The 26,912-nt window shown below is 70.4% G+C and carries 29 protein-coding genes; 20 read left to right on the forward strand and 9 right to left on the reverse strand.

What is annotated here, in order from left to right; translation table 11 throughout:
- A complete protein-coding gene (gene dapF / locus C1N74_RS05190) occupies positions 1 to 870 on the forward strand; it encodes a diaminopimelate epimerase (RefSeq protein ID WP_023951756.1) in 870 nt (289 codons plus the stop codon).
- 36 nt (positions 871 to 906) lie between these two features.
- Here the strand turns inward: dapF and C1N74_RS05195 are convergent, their stop codons facing one another.
- Positions 907 to 1,548 carry a class I SAM-dependent methyltransferase gene (locus C1N74_RS05195; RefSeq protein ID WP_023951754.1) on the reverse strand — a complete coding sequence of 214 codons (642 nt, stop codon included), beginning with the start codon at positions 1,546 to 1,548 and terminating at the stop codon, positions 907 to 909.
- 85 nt (positions 1,549 to 1,633) lie between these two features.
- Between C1N74_RS05195 and hflX the strand changes: the two genes are divergently transcribed.
- A complete protein-coding gene (hflX, locus tag C1N74_RS05200; RefSeq protein WP_137750115.1) occupies positions 1,634 to 3,151 on the forward strand; it encodes a GTPase HflX in 1,518 nt (505 codons plus the stop codon).
- 118 nt (positions 3,152 to 3,269) lie between these two features.
- On the opposite strand, the gene C1N74_RS05205 is transcribed toward hflX, so the two are convergent.
- A complete protein-coding gene (locus C1N74_RS05205) occupies positions 3,270 to 5,186 on the reverse strand; it encodes a prolyl oligopeptidase family serine peptidase (protein ID WP_137750116.1) in 1,917 nt (638 codons plus the stop codon).
- Positions 5,187 to 5,264: 78 nt separating this feature from the next.
- On the reverse strand, positions 5,265 to 5,930 hold the full coding sequence (gene lexA, locus C1N74_RS05210) for a transcriptional repressor LexA (RefSeq protein ID WP_023951748.1): 666 nt from the start codon (positions 5,928 to 5,930) through the stop codon (positions 5,265 to 5,267).
- 256 nt (positions 5,931 to 6,186) lie between these two features.
- On the opposite strand from lexA, the gene C1N74_RS05215 reads away from it, so the two are divergent.
- The 6 genes from C1N74_RS05215 to C1N74_RS05240 are packed head-to-tail and all read left to right on the forward strand — an operon-like array spanning position 6,187 to position 10,503.
- Positions 6,187 to 6,543 carry a LysM peptidoglycan-binding domain-containing protein gene (locus tag C1N74_RS05215; protein WP_036304627.1) on the forward strand — a complete coding sequence of 119 codons (357 nt, stop codon included), beginning with the start codon at positions 6,187 to 6,189 and terminating at the stop codon, positions 6,541 to 6,543.
- 42 nt (positions 6,544 to 6,585) lie between these two features.
- Positions 6,586 to 7,671 carry a histidinol-phosphate transaminase gene (locus C1N74_RS05220; RefSeq protein ID WP_137750117.1) on the forward strand — a complete coding sequence of 362 codons (1,086 nt, stop codon included), beginning with the start codon at positions 6,586 to 6,588 and terminating at the stop codon, positions 7,669 to 7,671.
- The gene (hisB, locus tag C1N74_RS05225) at positions 7,668 to 8,273 is read left to right on the forward strand and encodes an imidazoleglycerol-phosphate dehydratase HisB (protein WP_023951742.1); all 606 of its coding nucleotides are present in this window, start codon (positions 7,668 to 7,670) and stop codon (positions 8,271 to 8,273) included. Before C1N74_RS05220 ends, hisB begins: the two co-directional genes overlap by 4 nt.
- The gene (gene hisH, locus C1N74_RS05230) at positions 8,270 to 8,932 is read left to right on the forward strand and encodes an imidazole glycerol phosphate synthase subunit HisH (RefSeq protein ID WP_064956917.1); all 663 of its coding nucleotides are present in this window, start codon (positions 8,270 to 8,272) and stop codon (positions 8,930 to 8,932) included. Before hisB ends, hisH begins: the two co-directional genes overlap by 4 nt.
- A gap of 58 nt (positions 8,933 to 8,990) precedes the next feature.
- Complete coding sequence (priA, locus tag C1N74_RS05235; protein WP_064956916.1) at positions 8,991 to 9,737, forward strand: bifunctional 1-(5-phosphoribosyl)-5-((5-phosphoribosylamino)methylideneamino)imidazole-4-carboxamide isomerase/phosphoribosylanthranilate isomerase PriA; 747 nt, start codon at positions 8,991 to 8,993, stop codon at positions 9,735 to 9,737.
- A complete protein-coding gene (locus tag C1N74_RS05240; protein ID WP_137750118.1) occupies positions 9,721 to 10,503 on the forward strand; it encodes an SseB family protein in 783 nt (260 codons plus the stop codon). Before priA ends, C1N74_RS05240 begins: the two co-directional genes overlap by 17 nt.
- A gap of 42 nt (positions 10,504 to 10,545) precedes the next feature.
- On the opposite strand, the gene C1N74_RS05245 is transcribed toward C1N74_RS05240, so the two are convergent.
- Positions 10,546 to 10,950 (reverse strand): DUF1844 domain-containing protein, encoded by a 405-nt coding sequence (locus C1N74_RS05245; protein ID WP_023951737.1) that lies wholly within the window; start codon positions 10,948 to 10,950, stop codon positions 10,546 to 10,548.
- A gap of 227 nt (positions 10,951 to 11,177) precedes the next feature.
- On the opposite strand from C1N74_RS05245, the gene infC reads away from it, so the two are divergent.
- From infC to pheT, 10 genes are all read left to right on the forward strand, one after another.
- Positions 11,178 to 11,837, forward strand: coding sequence for a translation initiation factor IF-3 (gene infC / locus C1N74_RS05250; RefSeq protein WP_023951736.1), 660 nt, complete (start codon positions 11,178 to 11,180; stop codon positions 11,835 to 11,837).
- Positions 11,838 to 11,881: 44 nt separating this feature from the next.
- Positions 11,882 to 12,076 carry a 50S ribosomal protein L35 gene (gene rpmI, locus C1N74_RS05255; RefSeq protein ID WP_005048908.1) on the forward strand — a complete coding sequence of 65 codons (195 nt, stop codon included), beginning with the start codon at positions 11,882 to 11,884 and terminating at the stop codon, positions 12,074 to 12,076.
- A gap of 32 nt (positions 12,077 to 12,108) precedes the next feature.
- Positions 12,109 to 12,489 carry a 50S ribosomal protein L20 gene (gene rplT / locus C1N74_RS05260; RefSeq protein WP_023951735.1) on the forward strand — a complete coding sequence of 127 codons (381 nt, stop codon included), beginning with the start codon at positions 12,109 to 12,111 and terminating at the stop codon, positions 12,487 to 12,489.
- 77 nt (positions 12,490 to 12,566) lie between these two features.
- Complete coding sequence (locus tag C1N74_RS05265; protein ID WP_103840933.1) at positions 12,567 to 13,364, forward strand: RNA methyltransferase; 798 nt, start codon at positions 12,567 to 12,569, stop codon at positions 13,362 to 13,364.
- A gap of 182 nt (positions 13,365 to 13,546) precedes the next feature.
- Positions 13,547 to 14,338, forward strand: a complete 792-nt coding sequence (locus C1N74_RS05270) for an amino acid ABC transporter ATP-binding protein (RefSeq protein ID WP_071918351.1) — start codon at positions 13,547 to 13,549, stop codon at positions 14,336 to 14,338.
- A gap of 56 nt (positions 14,339 to 14,394) precedes the next feature.
- Entirely contained in the window at positions 14,395 to 15,306 is a 912-nt protein-coding gene (locus C1N74_RS05275; RefSeq protein ID WP_064956912.1) for a glutamate ABC transporter substrate-binding protein, read from the forward strand.
- Between the two features lie 70 nt (positions 15,307 to 15,376).
- Positions 15,377 to 16,024 (forward strand): amino acid ABC transporter permease, encoded by a 648-nt coding sequence (locus C1N74_RS05280; protein WP_023951730.1) that lies wholly within the window; start codon positions 15,377 to 15,379, stop codon positions 16,022 to 16,024.
- Positions 16,021 to 16,959, forward strand: coding sequence for an amino acid ABC transporter permease (locus C1N74_RS05285; RefSeq protein ID WP_088380896.1), 939 nt, complete (start codon positions 16,021 to 16,023; stop codon positions 16,957 to 16,959). Before C1N74_RS05280 ends, C1N74_RS05285 begins: the two co-directional genes overlap by 4 nt.
- A 72-nt stretch (positions 16,960 to 17,031) precedes the next feature.
- On the forward strand, positions 17,032 to 18,072 hold the full coding sequence (pheS, locus tag C1N74_RS05290; RefSeq protein ID WP_023951725.1) for a phenylalanine--tRNA ligase subunit alpha: 1,041 nt from the start codon (positions 17,032 to 17,034) through the stop codon (positions 18,070 to 18,072).
- The gene (pheT, locus tag C1N74_RS05295) at positions 18,072 to 20,591 is read left to right on the forward strand and encodes a phenylalanine--tRNA ligase subunit beta (protein WP_137750119.1); all 2,520 of its coding nucleotides are present in this window, start codon (positions 18,072 to 18,074) and stop codon (positions 20,589 to 20,591) included. The genes pheS and pheT overlap by 1 nt, the downstream gene beginning before the upstream one ends.
- 108 nt (positions 20,592 to 20,699) lie before the next feature.
- On the opposite strand, the gene C1N74_RS05300 is transcribed toward pheT, so the two are convergent.
- The gene (locus C1N74_RS05300; RefSeq protein WP_137750120.1) at positions 20,700 to 21,824 is read right to left on the reverse strand and encodes an AAA family ATPase; all 1,125 of its coding nucleotides are present in this window, start codon (positions 21,822 to 21,824) and stop codon (positions 20,700 to 20,702) included.
- A gap of 59 nt (positions 21,825 to 21,883) precedes the next feature.
- Here C1N74_RS05300 and C1N74_RS05305 point away from each other — a divergent pair, with 59 nt between their 5' ends.
- Both C1N74_RS05305 and C1N74_RS05310 read left to right on the forward strand, forming a co-directional pair.
- Entirely contained in the window at positions 21,884 to 22,687 is an 804-nt protein-coding gene (locus tag C1N74_RS05305; RefSeq protein ID WP_023951719.1) for an ABC transporter ATP-binding protein, read from the forward strand.
- Positions 22,669 to 24,249 carry a hypothetical protein gene (locus C1N74_RS05310; RefSeq protein ID WP_137750121.1) on the forward strand — a complete coding sequence of 527 codons (1,581 nt, stop codon included), beginning with the start codon at positions 22,669 to 22,671 and terminating at the stop codon, positions 24,247 to 24,249. The genes C1N74_RS05305 and C1N74_RS05310 overlap by 19 nt, the downstream gene beginning before the upstream one ends.
- Positions 24,250 to 24,282: 33 nt before the next feature.
- On the opposite strand, the gene C1N74_RS05315 is transcribed toward C1N74_RS05310, so the two are convergent.
- Genes C1N74_RS05315 through C1N74_RS05330 form a run of 4 tightly spaced genes read right to left on the reverse strand, consistent with a single transcriptional unit; the run spans position 24,283 to position 26,883 of the window.
- On the reverse strand, positions 24,283 to 25,035 hold the full coding sequence (locus tag C1N74_RS05315; protein ID WP_137750122.1) for an ABC transporter permease: 753 nt from the start codon (positions 25,033 to 25,035) through the stop codon (positions 24,283 to 24,285).
- The gene (locus tag C1N74_RS05320) at positions 25,035 to 25,934 is read right to left on the reverse strand and encodes an ABC transporter ATP-binding protein (RefSeq protein WP_137750123.1); all 900 of its coding nucleotides are present in this window, start codon (positions 25,932 to 25,934) and stop codon (positions 25,035 to 25,037) included. The genes C1N74_RS05315 and C1N74_RS05320 overlap by 1 nt, the downstream gene beginning before the upstream one ends.
- On the reverse strand, positions 25,931 to 26,230 hold the full coding sequence (locus C1N74_RS05325) for a transcriptional regulator (RefSeq protein ID WP_036304625.1): 300 nt from the start codon (positions 26,228 to 26,230) through the stop codon (positions 25,931 to 25,933). Before C1N74_RS05325 ends, C1N74_RS05320 begins: the two co-directional genes overlap by 4 nt.
- Positions 26,227 to 26,883, reverse strand: coding sequence for a hypothetical protein (locus C1N74_RS05330; RefSeq protein ID WP_137750124.1), 657 nt, complete (start codon positions 26,881 to 26,883; stop codon positions 26,227 to 26,229). The genes C1N74_RS05325 and C1N74_RS05330 overlap by 4 nt, the downstream gene beginning before the upstream one ends.
- Positions 26,884 to 26,912 lie beyond the last annotated feature (29 nt).

Raw genomic sequence — 26,912 nt, forward strand, 5'->3', positions numbered from 1 at the left:
ATGGCGACTCTCGCGTTCACCAAGGGCCACGGCACCGGCAACGACTTCGTGATCCTGGCCGACCCGGACGGTGCGCTCGACCTCAGCGACGCGCAGATCGCCGCCCTGTGCGACCGCCACGTCGGTATCGGCGCCGACGGGCTGCTGCGGGTCGTCCGCTCGTCCGCGATCCCCGAGGGAGCGGATGCCGCTGCCGCCGGGGCCGAATGGTTCATGGACTACCGCAACGCCGACGGGTCGAAGGCCGAGATGTGCGGCAACGGAACGCGGGTCTTCGCCCGCTACCTCGCCGACGCGGGTCTCGCGTCGGTCGAGGCCGGACTCCGTATCGGCACGCGCGCGGGCGTCAAGACGATCACTCGCGCCGACAACGGCTTCGAAGTCGACCTCGGGCTCTGGCGCGCCGACGACGGCGACGTGCTCGTCCGGGCACGCGGGCTCGGAGTCGCCCGCCCCGGTCAAGGGATCGACGTCGGCAACCCGCACGTCGTCGTCGCGCTCGCGGGCGAGGACGAACTCGACGGGCTCGACCTGACGGTGCAGCCGACCCTCGAGCCCCGTCCGTCGGCCGGCGCGAACGTCGAGTTCGTCGTCCCGGCCGAGCCGCTCGTGCAGAACGGAGTCGGGGCCATCCGGATGCGCGTCTACGAGCGCGGCGTGGGAGAGACCCTCTCGTGCGGCACAGGGGTGGCGGCATCCGCTCTCGCGGTGCGCCACTGGGCCGGGGCGGCCGCGCCCGACCGCTGGACCGTCGACGTGCCGGGCGGAACGCTGGGCGTGCGGATCGTGCGGCAGGCCGATGGCGAGCACGTTCTGCTCTCGGGCCCCGCGACGCTGGTGTTCTCGGGGCAGGTCACCCTCGCAGACTGATCCGAGCGCCACGGCGTCCGGACGCCCGGCCCGTCATCAGGGCAGTTCGATCGCGCCCGTCGGGGGAGTGCCGTGCCGGCGCACCCGAAGCACGCGGAATCCGCGGCCGGTCGCCGCGCGCGAGACGCCGTAGCCGTCGTCGAACGTGGCGGCGAGCCACCGCTGCAGCGAGTCGGAACCGAGGTTGCGCTGCACGACGAGCCACGCGTCGCTGCGTTCGGCCAGACGCGGGATCCACCGCTGCAGCATCCCGTGGAGCTCGTTCTTGCCCACGCGGATCGGCGGATTGGAGCGGATGGTCCGGAATACGACGTCGTCGGGAACATCGTCGGGCAGGACGGCGTTGACGTTGTCGAGTCCCAGATCAGCGGCGTTGCGTCGCACCAGGTCGAGTGCCCGTTCGTTCACGTCGACGGCCCACACCGTGGCGTGAGGCGACTCCAGAGCCAGCGACAGCGAGATCGGCCCCCAGCCGCAGCCGAGGTCGAGGAAATCCCCGCCGGACGGTGCCGGCGGAGTATTGGCCAGAAGAACCCCTGTGCCCGAATCCACGTGGTCAGGGCTGAACACCCCGCCCGCGGTCGTGACCTCCACGGCACGGCCCGCGAGGGTCACGCGGATGCGGCGGAGGTTCTGCTCGCTGGACGGGGACGCGCTGAAGTAATGATCGCTCCCCATGCATCCGAGCGTATCGGAGCCGGACGTACCGGCGGGAGACTAGAATTCACGGATGCCCGGGCACGGGCATCCCGGGAAGAGAGTTATGACGCATATCACCACCCCCGACGGCGACGACGACATCGCGGTGGACCCGGTCGAGCGCGTGCTCGCGAGCGCGGAGACGCGTTCGTCGATCCGCGTCTTCGGCGGCGCCCAGGCGCTGCAGGACGAGGCGACCGTCGCGTACGGAGACACCGACGGCGACCAGTGGGACCGCGAGGAGCGTGCCGCGCTGCGTCGCGTCCCCGGCCTGTCCACCGAGCTCGAGGATGTCACCGAGGTCGAATACCGCCAGCTGCGACTCGAGAACGTCGTGCTCGTCGGCGTCTACCCCCAGGGGTCGCAGGAGGACGCGGAGAACTCGCTGCGCGAGCTCGCGGCGCTGGCCGAGACCGCCGGCGCGGTCGTGCTCGACGGCGTGCTCCAGCGGCGGCCGCATCCGGACCCCGCGACCTACATCGGACGCGGCAAGGCCGCCGAGCTGCGCGACCTCGTCGCCGCGGTCGGAGCCGACACCGTGATCGCCGACACCGAGCTGGCGCCGAGTCAGCGGCGTGCCCTCGAGGACGTCGCGAAGGTCAAGGTCATCGACCGCACGACGGTCATCCTCGACATCTTCAGCCAGCACGCGAAGAGCCGTGAGGGCAAGGCCCAGGTCGAGCTCGCCCAGCTCGAGTACCTGCTTCCGCGCCTGCGAGGCTGGGGCGAGTCGATGAGCCGTCAGGCCGGTGGCCGGGTCGGCGCCGGCGGCGCGGGCATGGGCTCGCGCGGACCGGGTGAGACGAAGATCGAGCTCGACCGTCGCCGCATCCGCACCCGTATGGCGCAGCTGCGCAAGCAGATCCGCGAGTTCGCGCCGTCGCGCGAGGCCAAGCGGGCGGAGCGCCGGCGAAACACGATCCCCTCGGTTGCGATCGCCGGCTACACCAACGCCGGCAAGTCGAGCCTGCTCAACCGGCTGACGAGCGCCGGCGTCCTCGTCGAGAACGCCCTGTTCGCGACGCTGGATGCCACCGTGCGCCGGGCCGAGGCCGCCGACGGCCGCGTCTTCACGCTCACCGACACCGTCGGCTTCGTGCGCAATCTGCCTCATCAGCTCGTCGAGGCCTTCCGGTCGACGCTCGAGGAGGTGTCGGGTGCGGACGTCATCGTGCACGTCGTGGACGGGTCGCATCCCGATCCTGCGGCACAGCTCGCGACCGTCCGCGATGTGATGGGCGACGTGGGCGCTCGTGCGACGCGCGAGCTCGTCGTGTTCAACAAGGCCGACCTCGTCGACGACGATGCTCGGCTGCTGCTGCGCGGGCTCGAGCCGACGGCGCACTTCGTGTCCTCGCGCACCGGCGAGGGCATCGATGAGCTCCGCGCCGCCATCGAGGACGCGCTGCCGCTGCCGGCCGTCGAGGTGCGCGCGCTCGTGCCGTACGACCGCGGCGACCTGATCTCGGCCGTGCACGAGAGCGGCCACATCGTCGAGACGTCGCACGAGCAGGACGGGACCGCCGTGCACGCGCATGTCTCGGAGCGTCTCGCAGCCGAGCTTGCGCCCTACGCCGTCTGAATCGGCGCGCGGCGATACACCTGCAGGGTCGGTGGTGTCGGTGAGTCCTCCGCGCGCGTGGAAGGCCTCACCAGCACCACCGGCCTGACGGATGTATCAGCACCGGGCGTCGCGGGGCTCAATCGAGCGCGAGCGGTGCGACGCCGGGGGTGTCGAAGCCGAAGACCCGGCCGAGGAACGCCAGCTCGCTCTCGAGCGCGTTCACGATCGTCTCGGTGCGCCGGAACCCGTGTCCCTCGCCCGCGTACAGCACGTAGGCGTGGGGCACACCGTGCGCCACGAGCGCGTCGCGGATGGCCTCGGCCTGCGCCGGCGGCACGACGGCGTCCTCGTCGCCCTGCAGGAGCAGCAGCGGCACCCGGAACCGCTCGGGCCGGCTCAGCGGCGATCGCTCGATGTAGACCGGCTCGGCTTCGGGGAGGGGGCCGATGAGACCGTCGAGGTACCGCGCCTCGAAGTCGTGCGTCTCGGCGGCCAGAGCACGCGCATCGCCGACACCGTAGCGCGAGACGCCCGCCCCGAAGACATCCGTTCCGACGAGCGCCGCGAGCACGGTCCAGCCGCCGGCGGATCCTCCCTCGATCGCCAGCCGTGACGGATCCGCGAGACCCTCGTCGGCGAGACCGCGTGCGGCCGCGGCGACGTCGTCGACGTCGACGACACCCCACTGTCCCTTCAGCCGTTCGCGGTAGGAACGGCCGTATCCCGTCGAGCCGCCGTAGTTGACGTCGAGGACGCCGATGCCGCGGCTCGTGAAGTAGGCCACCTTGCTGTCGGCCGCGCCGCCCACGTGCGAGGTCGGCCCGCCGTGCACCCAGACCAGGTACGGGGGCAGTTCGTCGGCCGGCGCGGTGACGTCGGGGTTGGTCGGCGGGTAGGCGAAGGCATGCACCAGGCCGTGCGGGCCCTCCGTCGTCAGCTGCCGGGCGTGCGGGATCCACGATGCGTCGACGTCCGGAGCACCGCCGCGGACCGCGCTCGTCTCGCCGGTGTCCAGGTCGACGAGCCACAGGCCCGCCCCTCCCGGCATCGCCCCGCTGACGAGGGCGCGGCTGCCGCGGACGTCTTCGATCTGCACGCGTGCGGTGGCGGGGAAGGGAAGCGGGATGGCGCCGCCGTCGCGGTCCACGATCACGAGCTGGTCCGATCCGTGGGTGCGCACGGCCACCAGGCGGCCGTCATCGAGCGGCGCGTACCAGCGGGTGCCGAGCACCCACAGGCCACCACCCGTGTCGGCGTCGGCGGGCGAGACGGCCGTGGGCGGGGCGTCGGTCGCGGGGTCGACGCGGTAGACATTCCAGCGTCCGGTCGGCTCGTCGGCGAAGAACAGCGCGCCGTCGTCGGTCCACTCGGGCTGCAGCGCGGCGGTGGCGCCGCCCGCGACGTCACGGATGCCGCGGGCGGCGTCCAGGTCGGCGACGCGGATGCGCGTGCGGTCCCAGGGCATGTCGGGGTGATCCCAGGCCACCCAGGCGAGGCGCGAGCCATCGGGCGACAGCGCCGGCTGGGCGACGAAGTCGCTGCCGCCGGCGAGCTCGGTCACGCTCGAGGCGTCGGGAACCTCGGCGCTGTCAGCGCGCTCGATGCGGACGATGTGGCGCTCGGGCGTGCCGCCGGGTCGTTCGCGTTCGCGAACCGCGAGGAGGACGCCGCGTTGCCAGCGGAGGCCCCCGTAGTGCGTCCCGGTCTCCTCCGGAGTGAGCGGTCGGGGATCGCCGCCCGGGCGAAGGCTCCGGATGCGCTGGTCGGACTTGTCGACGAAGAACAGCTCGCCGTCATCCGACACCGTCCAGGCGCCGCCGCCGTACTCGTGCACGCGCGAGCGTGCGTTCCAGGGCGCGGGGAGGACGACCTGCGCGGTGCCGTCGCCGCGGCGGCGCATGACCGCGACGCGACCGGCCTCGTCGGGCAGCGACTCGCCCCACCAGATCTCATCACCGACGAAGCTCGCGCCGTCGAGGCGCAATGATGACGCGCTGGCCCATGCCGCGGTCAGGGGAGACGGCCAGGAACCATAGGGAAGCTGCTGCGACATACAGCCACGCTACGCGAGGCCTGGCTTCCCGACCTCGTCCGGGGAGACGGTGGGGAGCGGATGCCGTCCCGGGGCGCCTCAGACCGTGCGCAGAACCGCCACGACCTTACCGAGCACCGTCGCGTCGTCGCCGAGGATCGGCTCGAACGCCGAGTTGCGGGGGAGGAGCCACGTGTGGCCGTCGCGCTGGCGGAGCGTCTTCACCGTCGCCTCGCCGTCGAGCATGGCCGCGACGATCTCGCCGTTGTCGGCGGTTGCCTGCGCCCGCACGACGACCCAGTCGCCGTCGCAGATGGCCGCGTCGATCATCGAGTCGCCGACGACCTTGAGCATGAACAGCTCGCCCTTGCCGACGAGCTGGCGCGGCAGCGGGAAGATCTCCTCGACCTGCTGGTCGGCGGTGATCGGCACGCCTGCCGCGATGCGGCCCACGAGCGGCACGAGGGCGGCGTCGCCGAGGGCGGGCGCGGCGTCGGCCGGGTTCTCGCCGGCGGTGCCCGGGAGATCGATGAGCACCTCCATCGCGCGGGTCTTGCCGGGGTCGCGCCGCAGGTAGCCGCTGAGCTCGAGCTGGTTCAGCTGGTGGGTGACGCTGGACAGCGACTTGAGGCCGACCGCGTCGCCGATCTCGCGCATGCTCGGCGGGTAGCCGTTGCGGGCGATCGCGTTCTGGATCACCTCGAGGATCGCGAGCTGCTTGTCGCTCAGATTCTTGCGTCGTCGCGTCTGCGGCTTCTCGCTCATACCGCCGGTCTCCTGTCGTCGCGCCCCGCCCCCGACCCGATGTCGGAGGTTCATGGTGGGCTCTCGCTGTCGAAAAGGTAGCCCGATACGACGGCGACATCGCGGAACGCTCCGCGTGTCTCTTCGATCGGTCTCCGATTTCGGTGGGTGGTTGACACCACACAATATCGAAGATACGTTCGGAACCGAAGTTCGCACCCGTCTCTCCCGGCCGAGAGGCGCGGGCGAATCTTCCTACCGCTCCCGAGGAGATGCCATGACCACGATCGATGCCCGCTTCGCACCGGCCCCCCGTACCCGCCTGCGTCTGACGCGCCGCGGACGCCGCGTCGTCGCCACGATCGCCGCCCTTCCGGCGGTCGTCGCCATCACGGCAGCCGTGCTCTCGGGGGGAGGCGCGCTCGCCTCGAGCGAGGTCGGCGCCCCCGCCGGCTCGTTCACGACCGTGACCGTGATGTCCGGCGAATCGCTCTGGTCCATCGCCGAAGAGGTGGCGCCCGCCGCCGACCCCCGCGATGTCGTCGATGCGATCATCCGGCTGAACGCTCTCGGCTCGGGCCAGCTCGAGGCCGGCCAGACGCTTGCGATCCCGGCCGAGTACGCCGCGAGCTGACTCCGGCGGCAACAGTGGCGCGCGCGGCCTAGCATGGGTGGGATGAGCCCGAGTCTGGATGATCTGCCCCTCAGAGACGATCTGCGAGGCCTCACCCCGTACGGCGCCCCGCAGGCGCCGCTTCCGGTCGCGCTGAACGTCAACGAGAACACGCATCCCGTTCCCGAAGAGGTCGCCGACGACATCCTGGATGCCGTAGCCCGCGCCCTGCGCGACGTCAACCGCTATCCCGACCGCGAGTTCACGCACCTCCGCGAGTCGTTCGCCGAGTACCTCGGCCACGGCCTGACCCCCGATCGCATCTGGGCAGCGAACGGATCGAACGAGGTCCTGCAGCACCTCCTCCAGGCCTTCGGAGGCCCGGGACGCACCGCGATGGGCTTCGGCCCCACGTACTCTATGTACCCCCTGCTGACGCGCGCGACCGGCGCCCAGTACGTCACGGGGACACGCGGACCCGACTTCACGCTCGATCCCACCTCCGCCGCAGCCCAGGTCGCCGAGCTCCGCCCGGACGTCGTCTTCCTGTGTGCGCCCAACAACCCCACCGGCACACCCCTCGGGCTCGACGTCATCGAGGCGGTGTACGGGGCCACCGACGGCATCGTGATCGTCGACGAGGCCTACCAGGAGTTCGCACCGCGCGAAAGCTCCTCCGCTCTGACGCTTCTCGGTGAGCGCAACCGGCTCGTCGTGTCGCGCACGATGAGCAAGGCCTTCGCCTTCGCCGGCGCCCGCGTCGGCTACCTCGCCGCCGACCCCACGCTCATCGACGCGCTCCGGCTCGTCCGGCTGCCGTACCACTTGAGCGCGCTGACGCAGGCGGCGGCGACAGCCGCCCTCTCCCACTCGACGACGATGCTCCGGATGGTCGACGAGATCGTCGCGCAGCGCGACCGGATGTCGGCGACGCTCGACGCCCTCGGCTATCACGCGTTCGAGAGCTGGACGAACTTCGTGCTGTTCGACGGCGTCGACGACCCGCGGGCGACCTGGCAGGCTCTGTACGACCGCGGCATCCTCGTCCGCGACGTGGGCATCCCGCACAGCCTGCGTGTGAGCGCCGGCACGGAAGACGAGACGACCGCGTTCCTCGAAGCACTGGCCTCGATAGACTCGGAGGCATGACCAGCCCCCGAACGGCCAGCATCCGTCGCGCCACGAGCGAGTCGAGCGTCGAGCTCGAGCTCAACCTCGACGGCACCGGGATCAGCACGATCGAGACGACCGTGCCGTTCTTCGACCACCTGCTGACGGCGTTCGCGAAGCACTCGCTCACCGACCTGACCGTGCGCGCGACGGGCGATACGCACATCGACGCGCACCACACGGTGGAGGATGTGGCGATCGTGCTCGGACAGGCGCTGCGTTCCGCGCTGGGCGACAAGTCGGGCATCTCCCGCTACGGTGATGCACTCGTCCCCCTCGACGAGGCGCTCGCGCAGGCGGTCGTCGACATCTCGGGGCGTCCGTACCTCGTGCACTCGGGGGAGCCGGACGGTTACGAGTTCCACCTCATCGGCGGGCACTTCACCGGTTCGCTCGTGCGGCACACGTTCGAGGCCATCGCGTTCAACGCCGGGCTGACGGTGCACGTCCGCGTCCTCGGCGGACGTGATCCGCACCACATCGCCGAAGCGGAGTACAAGGCGTTCGCCCGAGCTTTCCGGCAGGCGAAGGCGCTCGATCCGCTCGTGCACGGCATCCCCAGCACGAAGGGCGCCCTATGACCGAGGGTGACCGGACCGAACGCGCGCCGCTCGTCGCCGTGCTCGACTACGGGTCGGGCAACGTCCACTCGGCGGTCAAGGCTCTTTCCGCCGCGGGGGCAGATGCGCGGTTGACGTCGGACCGCGGCCTGATCCGCGACGCCGACGGGCTTCTCGTTCCGGGAGTCGGTGCTTTCAGCGCCGTCATGGCCGCCCTGCGCGAGAGCCGCGGCGACGAGATCATCGAGCGGCGCCTGGCCGGGGGACGTCCGGTGCTGGGCATCTGCGTCGGGATGCAGATCATGTTCGGCAACGGCGTGGAGCGCGGCGATGACACCGAGGGGCTCGGACAGTGGCCGGGCACCGTCACCGAGCTGCAGGCGCCCGTGCTGCCCCACATGGGCTGGAACACCGTCCGTGCCGGGGCGGGGTCGACGCTGTTCGACGGGCTGGAGGACGAGCGCTTCTACTTCGTGCACTCCTACGGCGCCCAGGACTGGAGCCTCGAGGTCATGAAGCCCTTCGCCGAGCCCGTGCTGACGTGGTGCGACTACGGCGCACCGTTCCTCGCCGCGGTCGAGAACGGGCCGCTGTCTGCGACGCAGTTCCACCCCGAGAAGTCGGGGGCCGCCGGCATCCGTCTCCTCGCCAATTGGATCGGCGCCCTGCCGCGCCACTAGTCTCCCTCTGGTGCGCTCGCGTGGACGAGCGCGCATCCCGACCCACCCCTGGAATGTGATGAACGACTTCGCGTCCACCCCCGAACTGATCCTCCTGCCCGCGGTCGACGTCGCCGACGGGAAGGCCGTGCGCCTGACCCAGGGCGAAGCCGGCAGCGAGACGACCTATGGCGACCCCGTCGACGCGGCCCTCGCCTGGGCCAAGCAGGGCGCGCAGTGGATCCATCTCGTCGACCTCGACGCCGCCTTCGGCCGAGGCAACAACGCCGCCGTGCTGCGCAAGGTCATCAAGCAGGTCAAGGGCGTGCAGATCGAGCTCTCGGGTGGCATCCGCGACGACGCGACGCTCGAGGCGGCCCTCGAGAGCGGAGCGACCCGCATCAACCTCGGCACTGCGGCGCTCGAGAACCCGGAGTGGGCGGCCGACGTGATCGGACGCTACGGCGACGCGATCGCGGTGGGACTCGACGTCCGCGGCACGACGCTCGCCGCCCGCGGCTGGACGCGAGACGGCGGCGACCTCTGGGACGTCCTGGAGCGCCTCGAGGATGCCGGCTGCAGCCGTTACGTCGTCACCGACGTGACCAAGGACGGCACCCTGCAGGGGCCCAACATCGAGCTGCTGCGCGAGATCACCTCGCGGACGCCCAAGCCCGTGGTCGCATCCGGTGGGATCTCGAGCCTCGATGACATCGCCGCGCTCCGCGAGCTCGTGCCGCTCGGTGTCGAGGGCGCGATCGTCGGCAAGGCACTCTACGCCGGCGCGTTCACGCTGGCCGAGGCGCTGGATGTCGCCGGAGACTGAGGACGGCTGCGGCCACGCCGCCGATTCGGCGGGCGTCCCCTGGGAGGGGCGCAGCTTCGAGTCGAACCCGCACGCCGGCGACGATGGCTCCGCCGATCCCGCGCTGCTCGCCGCGCTGGAGGCGTTCCGCGTCGGCGCTGGTGACGCGGTGGCGGTCGTCGAGGCGTACCGCACGGCGCGGCTGCTGATCCCGCTCGTCCCCGAGAAGGGCGACGAGGGGATCGGACCCGCCGGGCTCCGTGTCGACAAGACGCAGGAGCTGTCGATCGTCACGGTTGCGGCCCCCGACGGTCGTCGGGTCCTGCCGGTCTTCACCTCGGTTGCGGCGCTGGCGCGGTGGGATTCCGTCGCTCGGCCGGTCCCGGCCGACGGTGTGCGCACGGCCATGGCCGCGGCATCCGATGACACCGACCTGATCGTGATCGATCCGGGCTCCGAGACGGAGTTCGTGCTGCGGCGACCTGCCGTCTGGGCGATCGGTCAGGGTCTGCCGTGGGAGCCCGCACCGACCTCACCCGAGGTCTTCACCGCACTGCAGGCGAGCATCGGGGGAGAACTCGCGGTGCTCGACCTCTCGGTCGCGGCGGGGGATCCCGACGCGCGGATGCGCGGACCCGAGCTGGTCGTTCGGCTCCATCTCATCGACGGACTGGATGCCGCCGAGCTCGACGCCGTGCTGTCGCGGCTCGCTTCGCGGTGGGCTGCCGACGATCGCATCGCGGTGCTCGTCGACTCGCTGACGGTCAAGCTGGTGCGCGCGTCCTGACGGAGGTCCCGGACCCGGGCGCGGCCCGAGCCCGGAACGACGTCAGTTGACCGGGCCGGTGAACTTCTCGCCGGGGCCCTTGCCGATCGGGTCGGGGATCGTCGACGCCTCGCGGAAGGCCAGCTGCAGCGAGCGCAGGCCGTCGCGCAGCGAACGCGCGTGCATGTCGCTGATCTCGGGTGCGCCGGCGGTGATGAGCCCGGCGAGGGCGTTGATGAGCTTGCGGGCCTCGTCGAGATCGAGCTGCGTGGCGGGGTCGTCGGCGAGTCCGACCTTGACCGCGGCGGCGCTCATGAGGTGGACGGCGGCGGTGGTGATGACCTCGACGGCGGGAACGTCGGCGATGTCGCGGGTCGCGGCGGAGGCGGCGCGCTCCTGCTCCTCCCACCGCTGGCGACGAGCCTCGTCGTCGGTGAAGGTGCTGTTGTCGGCGGGGTTCGTGTCCACGTGTCGCTCTCTGCTAGACTGTGCGGGCACCGGAGTGTTCTACTCCGGATCGAAAGAGGATCACATCCCACCCGCGCTTGCCGTTCCAGGCTACCGGGTCATGCACTCCGCTCCGTCCGTGTCACAACGGCCGGAGTAGCCAGGGTGCGGAACACGAATGCCGACGCACGTGCGTCGTGCGGGGTGGATGCGATGCTCTTCCGCCCGGGTCGCGTCCTCGCGTCCCGGTGGCCACCACCGCACGAACAGGAGTTCCGCACATCAGCGATCCCCGCACCAACGACCGCATCCGCGTCCCCGAGGTTCGCCTCGTCGGCCCCGCTGGAGAGCAGGTCGGCGTCGTCCGTATCGAGGTCGCCCTGCGTCTGGCGCAGGAGGCCGAACTCGACCTCGTCGAGGTCGCCCCGAACTCGAAGCCGCCCGTGGTCAAGATCATGGACTACGGCAAGTTCAAGTACGAAGCGGCTCAGAAGGCCAAGGAAGCGCGTCGCAATCAGGCGAACACGGTCCTCAAGGAGGTCCGGTTCCGTCTGAAGATCGAGGCGCACGACTACATCACCAAGCTCAAGCGCGCCGAGGGCTTCCTCCAGGCGGGCGACAAGGTCAAGGCGATGATCCTGTTCCGCGGCCGCGAGCAGTCTCGTCCCGAGCAGGGCGTGCGCCTGCTCCGCAAGTTCGCCGAGGATGTCGCCGAGCTGGGCACCGTCGAGTCGAACCCGACGATCGACGGCCGCAACATGGTGATGGTCATCGCGCCGCACAAGAACAAGTCCGAGGTGAAGACCGAGCAGAACGCCCAGCGTGCCGCCAACAAGGAGGCAGCACGTCAGGCCCGCTCCGGCGACGCGCCCGAGACCGAAGACGCCGCTCCCGCCTCGGCGGAGTAGCCCCCAGACTCCCGCCTCGCGGGATACACAACGAAGGAAGAGACATGCCGAAGCAGAAGACCCACTCGGGTGCCAAGAAGCGCTTCAAGGTCACCGGCAGCGGAAAGATCAAGAAGCAGCAGGCGAACCTCCGCCACAACTTCGAAGGCAAGCCCACCAAGCGCACGCGCCGTCTGTCGGCCGACAAGATCCTGGCTCCCGGCGACGCGAAGGTCGCCAAGAAGCTCCTCGGCATCTGAGCGCTGCTGCGCACGAATAGGAAACAAACGAAATGGCTAGAGTCAAGCGGGCAGTAAACGCCCACAAGAAGCGTCGCGTCATCCTCGAGCGCGCCTCCGGTTACCGCGGACAGCGTTCGCGCCTGTACCGCAAGGCGAAGGAGCAGGTCACCCACTCGCTCGTCTACGCGTACCGCGACCGTCGCAAGCGCAAGGGCGACTTCCGTCGTCTGTGGATCCAGCGCATCAACGCCGCTGCCCGTCAGAACGGCATCACGTACAACCGCTTCATCCAGGGCCTCGGCCTCGCGGGTGTGCAGGTCGACCGTCGTATGCTCGCCGAGCTCGCCGTGAACGAGCCCGCCGTCTTCGCGTCGCTCGTGGCGACGGCCAAGGGCGCTCTGCCGGCCGACGTCAACGCTCCCAAGGCCTGATCGGGTCTTCGCGTTCCACGCATCCACGAAGGGGCGTCCTCCGAGAGGAGGGCGCCCCTTCGCCGTATGCTAAAAACGTGCTCGAGAACCCTCGCTCGCCCCGCGTTCGCGCCGTCGCCAAGCTGACCAAGCGCAGCGCTCGTCAGGAGACCGGCCTGTTCCTGCTCGAGGGCCCTCAGGCCGCGCGCGAGGCCTTGGCCTACCGCGCCGAGACTCTCGTCGAGATCTTCGCGACGCCGAACGCGATCGATCGGCATCCCGAGCTGGCCGCGAGCGCTGAGAAGGCCGGCGTGGCCGTCGTCTCGGCGAGCGAGGCCGTGCTCGAGGCGATGGCCGACACCGTCACGCCGCAGGGCATCGTGGCCGTCGCCCATCAGTCGCCGTCGTCACTGCACGACATCTTCGCCGCACGCCCCCGACTCGTCGCGATCTGTGAGGAGGTGCGCGATCCCGGCAACCTCGGGACGATCATCCGGGCCGCGGATGCCGCCGGCGCGGACGCCGTCGTGCTGACGGGGCGGACCGTCGACCCGTACAACCCGAAGGTGGTCCGCTCGACCACCGGGTCGCTGTTCCACCTTCCGATCGCGCTCGGCGTCGAGCTCGACGCTGCCGTCGAGCAGGCGCACGGCGCGGGCCTGCGGGTCGTTGCGGCCGACGTGAAGGGTGAGGAATTCCTCGACCACCGCGCTAACCTCGCCGAGCCGACGGCGTGGCTCTTCGGCAACGAGGCGCGCGGGCTCGCCGACGAGGCCCTCGCGCGCGCCGACCTCGCGCTGCGCCTGCCGATCTACGGCGCCGCCGAGTCGCTGAACCTCGCGACCGCCGCGAGCGTGTGCCTCTACGAGACCGCGTTCGCCCAGCGCGCCGGCTGAGCCCCGTCTCTGTTGGGTCGACTCGCCAGGAACGGCGGGTCCGGCCCCCGCAGCATCCGCAGGTCGTGGCGAGTCGACGGGGGCAGGCAAGACGCGCCGTGTATTCCGATTCTGTTACAGATCGGTGACTCGGACCGTTCGCGGCTGCTCCGAGCGGGGGAGTGCTCTTAGTGTGAACTCTTATGACGACTCCCGAAAACCCGGCGCCCCCGACGTCGAACATCTCGGTGCGCCGCGGCGACCCGCTCGTGGTGATCGAGGGCGTGCAGAAGCACTACGGCTCGTTCCAGGCCCTCAAGGACATCGACCTGACCGTCAACCGCGGTGAGGTCGTCGTGGTCATCGGTCCGTCGGGCTCGGGCAAGTCGACGCTCTGCCGCACGATCAATCGCCTCGAGACGATCAGCGAGGGCACGATCACCATCGACGGCGAGAAGCTGCCGTCCGAGGGCAAGGCTCTCGCGGCGCTCCGCGCCGACGTCGGAATGGTCTTCCAGTCGTTCAACCTCTTCGCTCACCTGACGATCCTCGAGAACGTCACGCTCGGGCCGATCAAGGTCAAGGGCATGAAGAAGGCCGAGGCCGAGAAGCTCGCCCGCGAGCTGCTCGATCGCGTCGGCGTGGGACACCAGGCCGACAAGCTGCCGGCGCAGCTGTCGGGCGGTCAGCAGCAGCGAGTCGCGATCGCCCGTGCGCTCGCGATGAAGCCGAAGGTGATGCTCTTCGACGAGCCCACCAGCGCGCTCGACCCCGAGATGATCAACGAGGTCCTCGACGTCATGGTCGGTCTCGCGCAGGACGGCATGACGATGATCGTCGTCACCCACGAGATGGGCTTCGCCCGCAAGGCGGCCGACCGGGTCGTGTTCATGGCCGACGGGCAGATCGTCGAAGAAGCCGTTCCCGAGCAGTTCTTCACGGCGCCCAAGAGCGACCGCGCGAAGGACTTCCTCTCCAAGCTCATCACCCACTGAGACCACCGACTTCCGCGCTCTGCACCGGGCGCGGATGCCCCAACCAGGAGGACCACATGCGCAAGACACGAATCACCGGCGCTTTCGCCGGTATCGCCATCGCTGCGATCGCTCTGACCGGCTGCAACAGCGGCTCGCCCACCTCGCCCGGCGGTGCCGCCACCGGTGACGGCGGAGACAGCAACGAGGCCCTGTGGGAGGTCGCCTCCGACGTCTCGCTCGAGGGCAGCCCGACGTTCGACGCGATCCAGTCGCGTGACAAGGTGATCGTCGGTGTCAAGGAGGACCAGCCCGGTCTCGGCTTCCTCGACGCGACGTCCAACGAGCGCAGCGGCTTCGACGTCGACATCGCACGCTGGATCGCGGCATCCCTCGGCTACGACGAGGACAAGATCGAGTTCAAGGCGATCGCCTCGGCCAACCGCGAGCAGGCCATCGTCAACGGCGACGTCGACTACTACGTCGGCACGTACTCGATCACCGACTCGCGCAAGCAGCAGATCGACTTCGCCGGTCCGTACTTCATCACGGGCCAGGGCCTGCTCGTCGCCGCGGACAGCGACATCGCGAGCGAGGACGACCTGAACGAGAACACGCGCGTGTGCTCGGCGACCGGATCGACGCCCATCCAGAACATCAAGACGAACTACCCTGAGGTTCCCACCGAGGAGTTCGACCTCTACTCGGCATGCGTCGACGCGCTCATCAACGGCACCGTCGACGCCGTCACGACCGACCAGGCGATCCTGATCGGCTACGCGGCGCAGTACCCCGACGAGATCAAGGTCGTGGGCGAGCCCTTCAGCGAGGAGAAGTACGGCGTCGGCCTGCGCAAGGGCGACGACGCGTTCCGCGCGCACATCAACGAGCTGCTCACCGACGGCGGCGACGTGTGGCAGGGCATCTTCGACAAGAACCTCGGTCAGTCCGGGATCACGGTCGAGCAGCCCGCGGTCGACGCGTACTGATTCGCACTGACACCATGACCACGGGGTGGGGGCGCACGCGTCCCCACCCCGCACCATCCAAGGAGACGATGTGGGCGTCATCACCGACAACCTCGACCTCTGGGGCGAGGCGCTCGGCAACACCCTGTTGCTGTTCTTCGCCGGCGGAGCGATCGCCCTGGTCCTCGGCACGCTGATCGGCGCCATGCGCGTCTCGCCGATTCCGGTGGCGCGCGCTTTCGGCACGGTCTACGTCAACACCATCCGCAACACCCCGCTGACGCTCGTCTTCTTCTTCTTCGCGTTCGGCTACCCGCAGCTCGATCTGCCGAACCCCGGCTTCACGGTGCTCGGCATATGGGCGCTGGGCATCTACACCGCGACCTACGTCGCCGAGGTCATCCGTGCCGGCATCAACACCGTGCCGGTCGGCCAGGCCGAAGCGGCCCGCGCGATCGGCCTCACGTTCGGTCAGGTCATGACCCTCGTGGTCATGCCGCAGGCCTTCCGGTCGGTCGTGCCGCCGATGATGAGCGTGTTCATCGCGCTGCTGAAGAACACCACGGTCGCCGCCGGCTTCTCCGTGGTCGAGCTCGGCGCCATCCGAGCCAATCTGAGCGAGCGCGGCGAGAACGCCCTGACCGTGCTCCTCTGGGTCGCCGTCGTCTTCGTCGCCCTGGTGCTGGTCCTCAGCGCCGTGCAGCGACGACTCGAGAACAAGTGGAGGATCGCGCGATGACTTCCGTCCTGTACGACGTTCCGGGGCCCCGCGCGATCCTGCGCAACCGCATCCTCGGCATCGTCACCGTCCTCCTGGTCGCCGCGGCGATCGGATTCGTGGTCTTCCGCTTCGCGGTGAGCGGTCAGTTCTCCGCCGACAAGTGGTACATCTTCACCTTCAGCAACGTGTGGCTCGGCATCCTCAAGGCGCTCGGCAACACGCTCGCCGCCTTCGGGCTCGCGGCCGTCGGTGCCCTGGCGCTCGGCTTCGTCCTCGCGATCGGACGCCTGTCGGATCACGCGTGGGTGCGGATTCCCTTCGGCGTCGTCATCGAGGCGTTCCGGGCCGTACCGGTGCTGATCTTCATGATGCTGATGTACTACGGCCTGCCGACGCTCGGCATCCGCATGGAGCCGTACTGGGCCGTCGTCATCGCCCTCGTCGCGTACAACGGCTCCGTGCTGGCGGAGGCCCTGCGCGCCGGCATCGAGTCGCTGCCACGCGGGCAGAAGGAAGCCGGCTACGCGATCGGGCTCCGCAAGAGCGGCGTCATGCGCCTCGTCCTGCTGCCGCAGGCGGTCCGCGCCATGCTGCCCGTCATCGTCGCGCAGCTCGTCGTGACGCTGAAGGACACCGCGCTCGGCTTCATCATCACCTACCCCGAGCTGCTGTACTACGCCAAGCAGCTGACATCGCAGCCGGGGCGCCCGATCCTGCAGGCCGGCATCGTCATCGGCGCGATCTACATCGTGATGTGCCTGCTGCTGTCGTGGTTCGCGAGCTTCCTCGAGAAGCGGCTCTCGCGTTCGCCTCGCACCCCGGGCACCGCGGGCGGTGGGGCATCGGCCGTCGATCCACTGCACCACCCGGTGCCTCCGACGACGGACACCGAGCTCATCGCGATGCAGAAGGGGATCGGCAAGCACGACTCCAATAGCTCGGGCAGCGCCTGACTTCCCCAGCACGACCCCGACGGGCCCCTCACGCGAAAGCGGAGGGGCCCGTCGCCGGTAGACTCGACTCCCGTGTCCGACGCACCCGAGATCACCCCTGACGCGGTCGCCGCGGCGGTGGATGCGGCCCTCGCCGCCATCGCCGACGCGACCTCGACCGCAGAGCTGAAGTCCGTCCGCAACGCCCACACCGCCGAGGGGTCGCCGCTTGCGCGACTCAACGCGCAGCTGCGGTCGGTGCCCAACGAGAAGAAGGCCGAGTTCGGCAAGCTCGTTGGCCAGGCGCGCGGTCGCGTCACCCAGGCGCTCGCTGCCCGCGAGGACGAGCTCGCCGCCGCCGAGACGGCCGCGAAGCTCGAGGCGGAGGCGCTCGATGTCACCGCCATCGCCCCGCGCGGACGCGTCGGGGCGCGGCATCCGATCTCGCTCCTGCAGGAGGAGGTCGCCGATCTCTTCGTCGGGATGGGCTGGGAGATCGCGGAGGGTCCCGAGCTCGAGCACGAGTGGTTCAACTTCGACTCGCTCAACTTCGACGTCGACCACCCCGCCCGCCAGATGCAGGACACGTTCTTCGTGGATCCCGTCGCGCGTCACCTCGTCATGCGCACGCAGACGAGCCCCGTGCAGATGCGGTCCATGCTCGAGCGCGACATCCCCATCTACGTCCTCTCGCCGGGCCGGGTGTTCCGCACCGACGAGTACGACGCGACCCACCTGCCCGTGTTCACGCAGTTCGAGGGCCTCGTCGTCGACAAGGGCATCACGATGGCCCACCTCAAGGGCACCCTCGACCACGCGGCACGCGAGCTCTTCGGTCCCGAGGCCAAGACCCGTTTCCGCACCAACTACTTCCCGTTCACCGAGCCGAGCGCCGAACTCGACCTGTGGCACCCGACCTTCGCCGGCGGTGCGCGCTGGATCGAGTGGGGCGGCTGCGGCATGGTGAACCCCAATGTGCTCCGCGCCGCAGGCATCGACCCCGAGGTCTACTCCGGGTTCGCCTTCGGCATGGGCATCGAGCGGACGCTGATGTTCCGCTCCGACGTGAAGGACATGCGCGACATGGCCGAGGGTGATGTGCGTTTCAGCGAGCAGTTCGGGATGGTGGTCTGATGCGCGTTCCGCTCTCGTGGTTGCGTGAGTACGTCGATGTGCCGGCGGATGCCGCGCCCGAGGACATCCTCGCGGCGCTCGTGTCGGTCGGCTTCGAAGAGGAGGACGTCCACGGGTTCGACCTCACCGGTCCGATCGTCGTCGGCCGCGTGGTCTCGTTCGAGCCCGAGCCGCAGTCCAACGGCAAGACGATCCGCTGGTGCCAGGTAGACGTGGGTGAGGCCAACGGCGGCATCCGCGGCATAGTCTGCGGCGCCTCGAACTTCTTCGAGGGCGACAAGGTCGTCGTCACCCTTCCCGGCGCCGTGCTGCCCGGCCCGTTCCCGATCGCGGCGCGCAAGACGTACGGACACGTCTCGGACGGCATGATCGCCTCGGCGAAGGAGCTGGGCCTCGGCGACGAGCACTCGGGCATCCTGCGCCTGACCGAGCTCGGTCTCGACAGCGACGAGGATGCGCCGGTCGGTGCCGACGCGATCGCGCTGCTCGGCCTCGACGACGCTGCCATCGACGTCAACGTCACCCCCGACCGCGGCTACGCGCTGTCGGTGCGCGGCATCGCCCGCGAGTACTCGCACGCGACCGGTGCGGCATTCCGCGACCCCGGCCTGCGCGAGTTCGACGAGCTCGAGCACCCCGCGACGGGCTTCGACGTCGCGGTCGACGACCGGGCGCCGATCCGCGGCCGCGTCGGTGCGACCGAGTTCGCGGTGCGCGTCGTCTCGGGGGTCGACCCGTCGCGGCCGACGCCGCCGTGGATGGTCGCGCGTCTCACGCTCGCCGGCATCCGCTCGCTCGGCATCCTCATCGACATCACCAACTACGTCATGGTGGAGCTCGGCAACCCGATCCACGGCTACGACCTCGACAAGCTCAGCGGCGGCATCACGGTGCGGCGCGCGACGCCGGGGGAGAAGCTCACGACGCTCGACGGCAAGGAACGCACGCTCGACGGCGAAGACCTTCTCATCACCGACGAGTCGGGCCCCATCGGCCTCGCCGGCGTCATGGGCGGCGGCACGACCGAGATGACGGATGCGACGCGCAACGTGCTGATCGAGGCCGCGATCTTCGACACCGTCACGATCGCCCGCACCGCTCGTCGTCACAAGCTGCCGAGCGAGGCCTCGCGGCGCTTCGAGCGCGGTGTCGACCCGCTGCTGCCCTTCGTGGCCGCCCGCCGCGTCGCCGACCTCATGGTCGAGCTCGCCGGCGGCACGCTCGAGCCGGTCGGCGGCGCTCTGTTCGGAGAGGTGTTCCTCGAGGCGATCGACCTGCCGCGCGGCTTCGTCGCAGGCCTCATCGGCATCGACTACACCGACGACGAGGTCGTCGCAGCCCTCGAGACGATCGGCGCAGAGGTGTCGGACACGGATGCCGGTTGGGAGGTCATTCCGCCGTCGTGGCGTCCCGACCTCACCGACAAGTGGACGCTGGCCGAAGAGGTCGCGCGCATCCACGGGCTCGACCGCGTTCCTTCGGTCCTCCCAACGGCACCGTCCGGTCGCGGACTGACGGATGCCCAGAAGGGCCGTCGTCGCGTGTCGAACGCACTGGCGGCCGCGGGCTTCGTCGAGACCCCGTCGTTCCCGTTCACGACGCGCGACAGCAACGACCTGCACGGCTCCGCCTCGGGCGAGGAACTGCCCTCGGTCAAGATCGCCAACCCGCTCGACGGGCAGGCCCCCTACCTGCGCCGCTCGCTCGTGCCGGGCCTGCTGCAGGTCGCCCACCGCAACGTCTCACGTGGCCTGACGGATCTCGCCCTCTTCGAGGTCGGCGCGGTCTTCCTCCCCGAGCCCGGCACGCAGTACGGCACCGCGACGGTTCCGCCGCTCGCTGTGCGTCCCGACGACGCCACACTCGCGGAGCTCCACGCGTCGATCCCGCCGCAGCCGCGTCACGTCGCGGTGCTCGTCGCCGGCAATGCGTCGCCGAAGAAGCCGGGCCAGGCCGCCGTCACGGCCGATCTCAGCGACGTGTTCGCCGCCGTCGCAGCGATCGGCTCGGCCGCCGGCGTCGACATCGAGATCTCGCAGACCCGGCGCGCCGCGCTGCATCCGGGTCGCGCCGCCGCGCTCACCGTCGGCGGTGTCGAGGTCGGTTACGCCGGGGAGCTGCATCCCGAGGTCTCGGCCGCGGCCGACCTGTCGGGCCGGGTCCTCGTCGCCGAGGTCGATCTCGACGCGGTTCTGGCGAGCGCGGGAGAGCGGGTCGTCGTCGCGTCGCTGTCGGGCTACCCCGCGGCCACGCAGGACGTCTCGCTCGTCGTCCCCGACTCCGTGACAGCGGGTGCTCTTGCCTCGGCGCTGTCGGAGGGAGCCGGCTCGCTTCTCGAATCGCTCCGACTCGTCGACGACTACCGCGGCTCGGGCGTTCTCGAAGGCTCGAAGAGTCTGACCTTCGCGCTGCGCTTCCGCGCCGATGACCGCACCCTGACCGCGGCCGAGGCGAGCGAGGCCAAGCTCGCGGGCGTCGCCGTCGCGGCCGAGCGCTTCGGCGCCGTCATCCGCGACTGACCTGCGTATCGGGCGCAGTTCCGGGCGTCGCGCGCGGCTCCAACCGTGTCGCGCGTCCGGAACTGCGCCCGACTCGTCGTCTCGGCCGGCCGACCGACAGCGAGGGGCTCAGCGCGAACCCCAGTTCCAGGCCGGAACGTCGAGCAGACCCTGACCGCGGACGGTCGTCTCGGCGTTCGACCGTTGCAGTTCGACGCGGGACGGTTCGGGCAGAGCGTCGACGAGCGCGTCGGCGTGCGACACCGTGATGACCTGTGTGCGCTCGGATGCCGTTCGCACGAGCGACGCGAGGGGCGCCAGCAGCGAGGGATGCAGGCTCGCCTCGGGCTCGTTCAGCACCAGGAGCGGTGCGGGTCGTGCCGGCAGCAGCGCGGCGCACAGCAGGAGGTAGCGGAGCGTGCCGTCGGAGAGCTCGGCCGCATCGAGCGGACGCAGCAGCCCGGGCTGCTCGATCGTCAGGCGGAACAGGCCGTCGGAGGTCACGACACGCACCCGGCTGCCCGGGAACGCCTGGTCGACCGCGCGGGCGAGGGCATCGCCGTGCCCGGCCTCGACGATCGTCGCCCAGGTCGCAGCGAGATTCGCCCCGTCGTGCGCGAGGGTGTGACTGCGGGTGCCGACCTGCGGCTGTCGGGCGGGGGCGTCGAGGTCGACGCGGAAGTGGTCGTAGAAGCGCCAGGCGGTCATCCCGCGCCGGAGCGTCAACAGCTCGGGGGCGGTGTCGCCCTCGGCGAGGTCGGTGACGATGCTCTCGTACGGCGCGAGCTGCTGGTCGAGCATCGTCCAGGAGTCATCGCGCACGCGGGTGAGCTGCCGCGTGCGGTCGATCAGCAGGGTCGAGGGCTTGGCGACGACGCCGGCGAACACCTGTTCGCGCTTGATCTCGGGGTCGCGAGCGAACGGGCTGTTCTGGTCGCCCTGCGGGATTCCCAGATCGATGAGGTACCCCAGCTCATCCGAGGCGTAGCCGAGCTGCACCGCGATCGGCCCTCGGCGCACGGTTCCTTGGTCTCCGCCGTTCTCGGGCCCGGCCCAGAGCACCGACGGCAGCCCGCCTTCCCGGGCGAGTGCGCCGACGATGTCGCCCTGCGCCGCCGCGGCGAGCAGGCGCAGCGCCCGGTAGAGGTTCGACTTGCCCGAGCCGTTGGGGCCGGTGACGACCGTGAGGTCGCCGAGCGGCACGACGACGTCGCGAAGCGAGCGGTATCCCGACACGGCCAGAGTGCGCAGCATCCCCTCACTCTGGCATCCGTGTCTGACACCGCCCTCCGCTTGCCGATAGTGTCGGGGCCGTGAGCGAGATCCCAGCCAGCGTCACCCCATCGTCTCCGGCGGCCGGCGCCGCCCCCGCCCTCGAACTGCTCGGCCTGGTCAAGAGGTTCGGTGAGAAGGTCGCCGTCGACGGCATCGACCTCGTCGTCCCGTCCGGCTCGTTCTACGGTCTCGTCGGGCCGAACGGCGCGGGCAAGACGACGAGCCTCTCCATGGCCACGGGACTGCTGCGCCCGGATGCCGGTACCGCGCGCGTCCACGGGATCGACGTCTGGCGCGACCCGGTGGCCGCCAAGCGTACGATCGGCAACCTCGCCGACGGCGTGCGGCTCTTCGACCGGCTGACGGGGGAGCAGCTCATCACCTATACCGCGATGATGTTCGGGCTGCCCCGGCCCGAGATCGCACCACGCGTGTCGGACCTGCTCGACCTCATGGACCTGCGCGGCGCAGCCGGGACGATCGTCGCGGACTACTCCGCGGGTATGACCAAGAAGGTCGCGCTCGCGTGCGCCCTCGTGCACGCCCCGCGCCTGCTCGTTCTCGATGAGCCCTTCGAGTCGGTCGACCCGGTGTCGGCCGCGAACATCGAGGACGTTCTGCGCAGCTACACCAGCTCGGGCGGCTCGGTGATCGTCTCGAGCCACTCGATGGATCTCGTCCAGCGCATGTGCGACCACGTCGCCGTCATCGCCGCAGGCCGGGTGCTCGCGGCCGGCACGATCGACGAGGTGCGTGCCGGCGAGAGCCTGCAGGACCGCTTCGTCTCGCTCGTCGGCGGACGCCACCAGTCGGAGGGACCGCAGTGGTTGCGACAGTCCTGAAGCTGCGTTACCGCGTTCTCGGCAACACGCTCGCCCGTCGACCCTGGCAGCTCGTTGGCTTCATCCTCGGATCGCTCTGGGGCCTCAGCATCCTCGGCGGGCTCGTCGCCGCGCTCATCGCGCTGTCGATCTTCGAGAATCTCGAGGTCGCGTCGGTCGTCGCCGTCCTCGGCGGCTCGGCGCTGATCCTCGGCTGGCTCATCGGCCCGATCCTCATCGCCGGGCTCGACAGCACCGTCGACGCCGTGCGTCTCGCACCGTTCCCGCTGACCCGTCGTCAGGTCATGCTCGCTCTCGCGGGCACCGGCCTCACCGGCATCCCGGGAATCGTCACCACCGTAGCCGCCCTCGCCACGCTCATCGTGTGGGTGCGCTGGCCGCTCGCGGCGGTCGTCGCCGTGCCGACGGTGCTGCTCGGCGTCCTGACCTGCGTGCTGGCGTCACGCCTCATGGGCGAGCTGTCCGGTGGCATGGGCGGTCGCCGTTCACGCGAGATCATCGGCACTGTCGTGCTCGTCGTGCTCATCCTCACCGGCCCCATCCTCACCGGCATCATGGCTCTGCTCGACCAGGCGGGCGGCGACCTGTGGGCGCGGATCCAGCAGGCGGCGGGCATCCTCGCCTGGACACCGCTGGGTGCCGCCTGGTCGGTCGCGCCGAGCGTCGCGGCAGGCCAATGGCTTCCGGCGCTCGCCAGCACCGCGATCGCCCTCGTGACCCTCGTCGTGCTGTGGATCGTATGGGAGCGCGTCATCGAGACGGCCGTGTCGTCGCCGCGCCAGCGCGCGACCCGAGCCGTCGCCGCCGGCAAGCTCGGCCTGTTCGGCGTCATGCCGACCGGTGGCGTCGGCGCGACGTGGGCGCGATCCCTCTCGGGATGGCTGCGCGATCCCCGGTACCTGCGGCAGCTCATCGTCATCCCGCTGTTCCCGGTGCTGTTCGCCTTCACGGGCGGAACCGACGGCTTCATGTTCCTCATCTCGCCGGTGCTCGCCGCACTCGTCATGGCGGCGGTGGGCTACGCCGATGTGTCGTTCGACGGCACCGCTTTCGGGACCACCCTCGCCACGGGCATCTCCGGGCGCGCCGACCGGCTGGGCCGTCTGCTCGGTGCCGCCTGCGTCGGCATCCCGCTCATCGTGGTCATCGCGATCGCGACCGCGCTCGTCTCCGGTGACGCGGCGCACCTTCCCGCCGTGCTCGGCGCGGCCCTCGGCGTGCTGCTCGCCGGGTACGGCGCCTGCGCTGTGTCGTCGGCGCTCATCGTGACCCCGGTGCCCGCGCCCGGTGACAGCCCGTTCAAGAGCACGCCGGGTCAGAACTCCATCGTGGGCCTGCTGGTCTTCGTCGTGTGGGCCGCGGTGATCGCGCTGTCGCTGCCGGCCATCGTGCCGGCGATCGTCAACGCGGTGACGGGAGATGCGATGTGGGGCTGGATCGCGCTGGCGGTCGGTGTCCTCTTCGGCGCCGTCGTCGCGGTCGTCGGGGTTCTGGTCGGCGGACGCACGCTCGAGCGGACCGGCCCCAACTTGCTCGTGCGCATCAAGTCGTTCCCCACCTGAGCGGCCCCGGGGCGGACGCGAGTCCCGGTCGGCTCAGCGGTAACGGCGGCCCTCGTCGCGTCGGTACAGCCACACGACGAGGGCTCCCAGCGTGACCGTCCACGCGATGATGCCGAGGATCGCCCAGAGCGGCACCTCGGTGCCCGTCGCGACCCCGACGACGATCTCGCGGGCCTGACGGATCGGCAGGACCGACGAGGCGGTGTCGAGCCAGGAGGGGAAGAGCTCCGGAGGCAGGAAGAGGCCGCCGCCGAAGGCGAGCAGGAACAGGGCGACCTGCGTGACGGCGATGGCTGCCTTCGGGCCCGTCGTGATCCCGATGATCGCGCCGATGAGCATCGGCGGCAGCGCCGTCGCGATGACGAGGACGATCGCCGCGAGCAGTCTCACCGGCTCGGGGCGCGCACTCGTGAAGACCGCGCCGACGATGAGCAGCGGCAGCATCGCCACGGTCGCGATCGCGAGGGTCGCGAGGATCAGGGCGCCGATGCGGGCCATCGGGCTGCCGGGGAGCGTGCGCAGGTAGGGGGTCCACGGCTTCGAGCGCTGCTCGGCGAGTTCGAGGCCCACGGAGAACAGCCCGGACGACATGAAGGCGAACACCACCATCGAGCAGACCGCGGCCGTCGCGACGGTGCTGTCGGCCACGATCGCGCGCTGCGGCAGCACGAAGAGGCAGAACGCGAGGGTGGGGAAGACGACGGACCCGATGACCGCGATCGGAACCCGTGCGGTCTCGATGAGGTTGTACTTGGTCGCGGTGAGGGTGAGCGAGAGCGAGGACATCAGGCGGCCTTCTCGGTGTGCGCGGACGTGGCGGTCAGGGTGAGGAACGCCTCTTCGAGGGTCGCTCCGCGCACCGCCAGATCTCGGAACGGCAGATCGGCGGCGACGAGCGAGCGGACGAGAGCGTCGGAGTCGCCGACGACGGCCGTCACGGCGTCGTCCGTGGTGGTGACGGATGCCTCGGGGTCGAGGCGCCGGATGTCGTCGGCCGAGACCCCGCGCAGGGTGACGCGGCGTCGCGAGACGTTCGACACGACGGCCGCGAGCGTGTCGTCGGTGCGGACGACGCCGTCATCGATGACGACGACGCGGTGTGCGAGCTGTTCGATCTCCTCGAGGTGGTGGCTCGTGACCACGACGGCGCACCCGGCGGCGTGCCGGGCGCGGACGGCATCCCACAGCGCTCGCCGGGCGTCGACGTCGAGACCCGTCGTGGGCTCGTCGAGCAGCACGAGGTCGGGGTCACCGGCGAAGGCCAGCGCGACCGCGACCCGCCGCTGCTGGCCGCCCGACAGGCCGCCGCACTGCTGACGCAGCAGGGGGCCGAGGTCGAACTCGTCGACGAGGCGGGAGCGGGGCGCGGGATGCGGGAAGTGCGACGCGACGAAATCGAGGACCTCGCTCACCCGGAGCGCGTCCGGCAGCGCCGTCGCCTGCGGAGTCGAACCGAGCCGCACGCGCGACGACGCGTCGCGCGGGTCGCCGCCGAACAGGCGCACCTCGCCGCTGGTCGGGGTGCGCAGGCCCTCGACGAGCGACAGGAGCGTGGTCTTGCCCGCGCCGTTCGGGCCGAGGAGTCCGACGCATTCGCCGGCGTGGATGTCGAGCGTCACTCCGGCCAGCGCGGTGACGTCGCCGAACCGCTTCACGAGGTCGCGGGTGCTGATGAGGGCGGTCATGATCCTCCTCCGAGGAGATCGAGCAGATGGCTGCGATAGGTGCGGAACGCCGCGCGCCCGGCGGGAGTGAGGGCGACGTAGGTCACGGGCTTGCGTCCGGCGAACGCCTTCGCGGTCTCGACGTAGCCCGCCGCCTCGAGCTTTGCGAGGTGGGTGGTGAGGTTGCCGGCGGTCATCCCCAGCAGTTTCTGCAGCACGGGGAACGTCACCTCGTCGCCGTCGGCGAGGGCCTCGTTCAGCGCCGTGACGATGCGCAGGCGGGCCGGGGCGTGGATGACCGGGTCGAGCTCGGTCATCGGGTGCCTTCCGCCGGAATGACGCCGCGTAGCATCAGGGTCGCGACGACGAGCATCGCGAGCGGGCCGACGGTCGCGTACACGAGGTAGTTGGTCGGCGTGCCCGCGTACGAGGCGACGATCGCGGTGGCGATCATGACGATGCCGAGCGCGTACTGCACGGGGGAGCGCCACAGCGCCCCGCCCGCCAGGTAGAGCACACCGACGAGCAGGACGAAGATCGCGGGGGAGAGCACCGCCATCACGGTGGCATCCGCGCCGGTGCGCTGCACAGCGCCGATGAGGAGCCCGGCCCCGAACATCGACAGCGTCCACGCCCAGCCGTACATCGCGCCGGCAAGGCGTGAGGGCCCCCGCACGCCTGCACCGGAGCGGATGCCGGCGACGGCGGAGACCACGATGCCCGTGATGAGCACCACGCCGAAGACGATCCACGCGGGTGTGGTCGGAATGCGGAAGAAGGGGTTCCCGCCGCCGACCGCCGCGCTCCAGATCGCTCCGAACCCGATGATCCACGCCGCCGCCCACGTGATGAGCATCACCGCGTAGTTGCGGTTGACCCAGTGCGCGGTGCGCCGACGCTGGTCCTGCATGAGAGCGAGCATCGCCGCCGGGTCGGCCTGCTGCTCGTCATCCATCGAATCGTGCTTCATGCAAACCACTTTGCACCGCAAACTGCATG

This window comes from Microbacterium sp. SGAir0570 (assembly GCF_005491085.2).
In the GTDB taxonomy this organism is placed as follows: Bacteria; Actinomycetota; Actinomycetes; order Actinomycetales; family Microbacteriaceae; genus Microbacterium; species Microbacterium arborescens.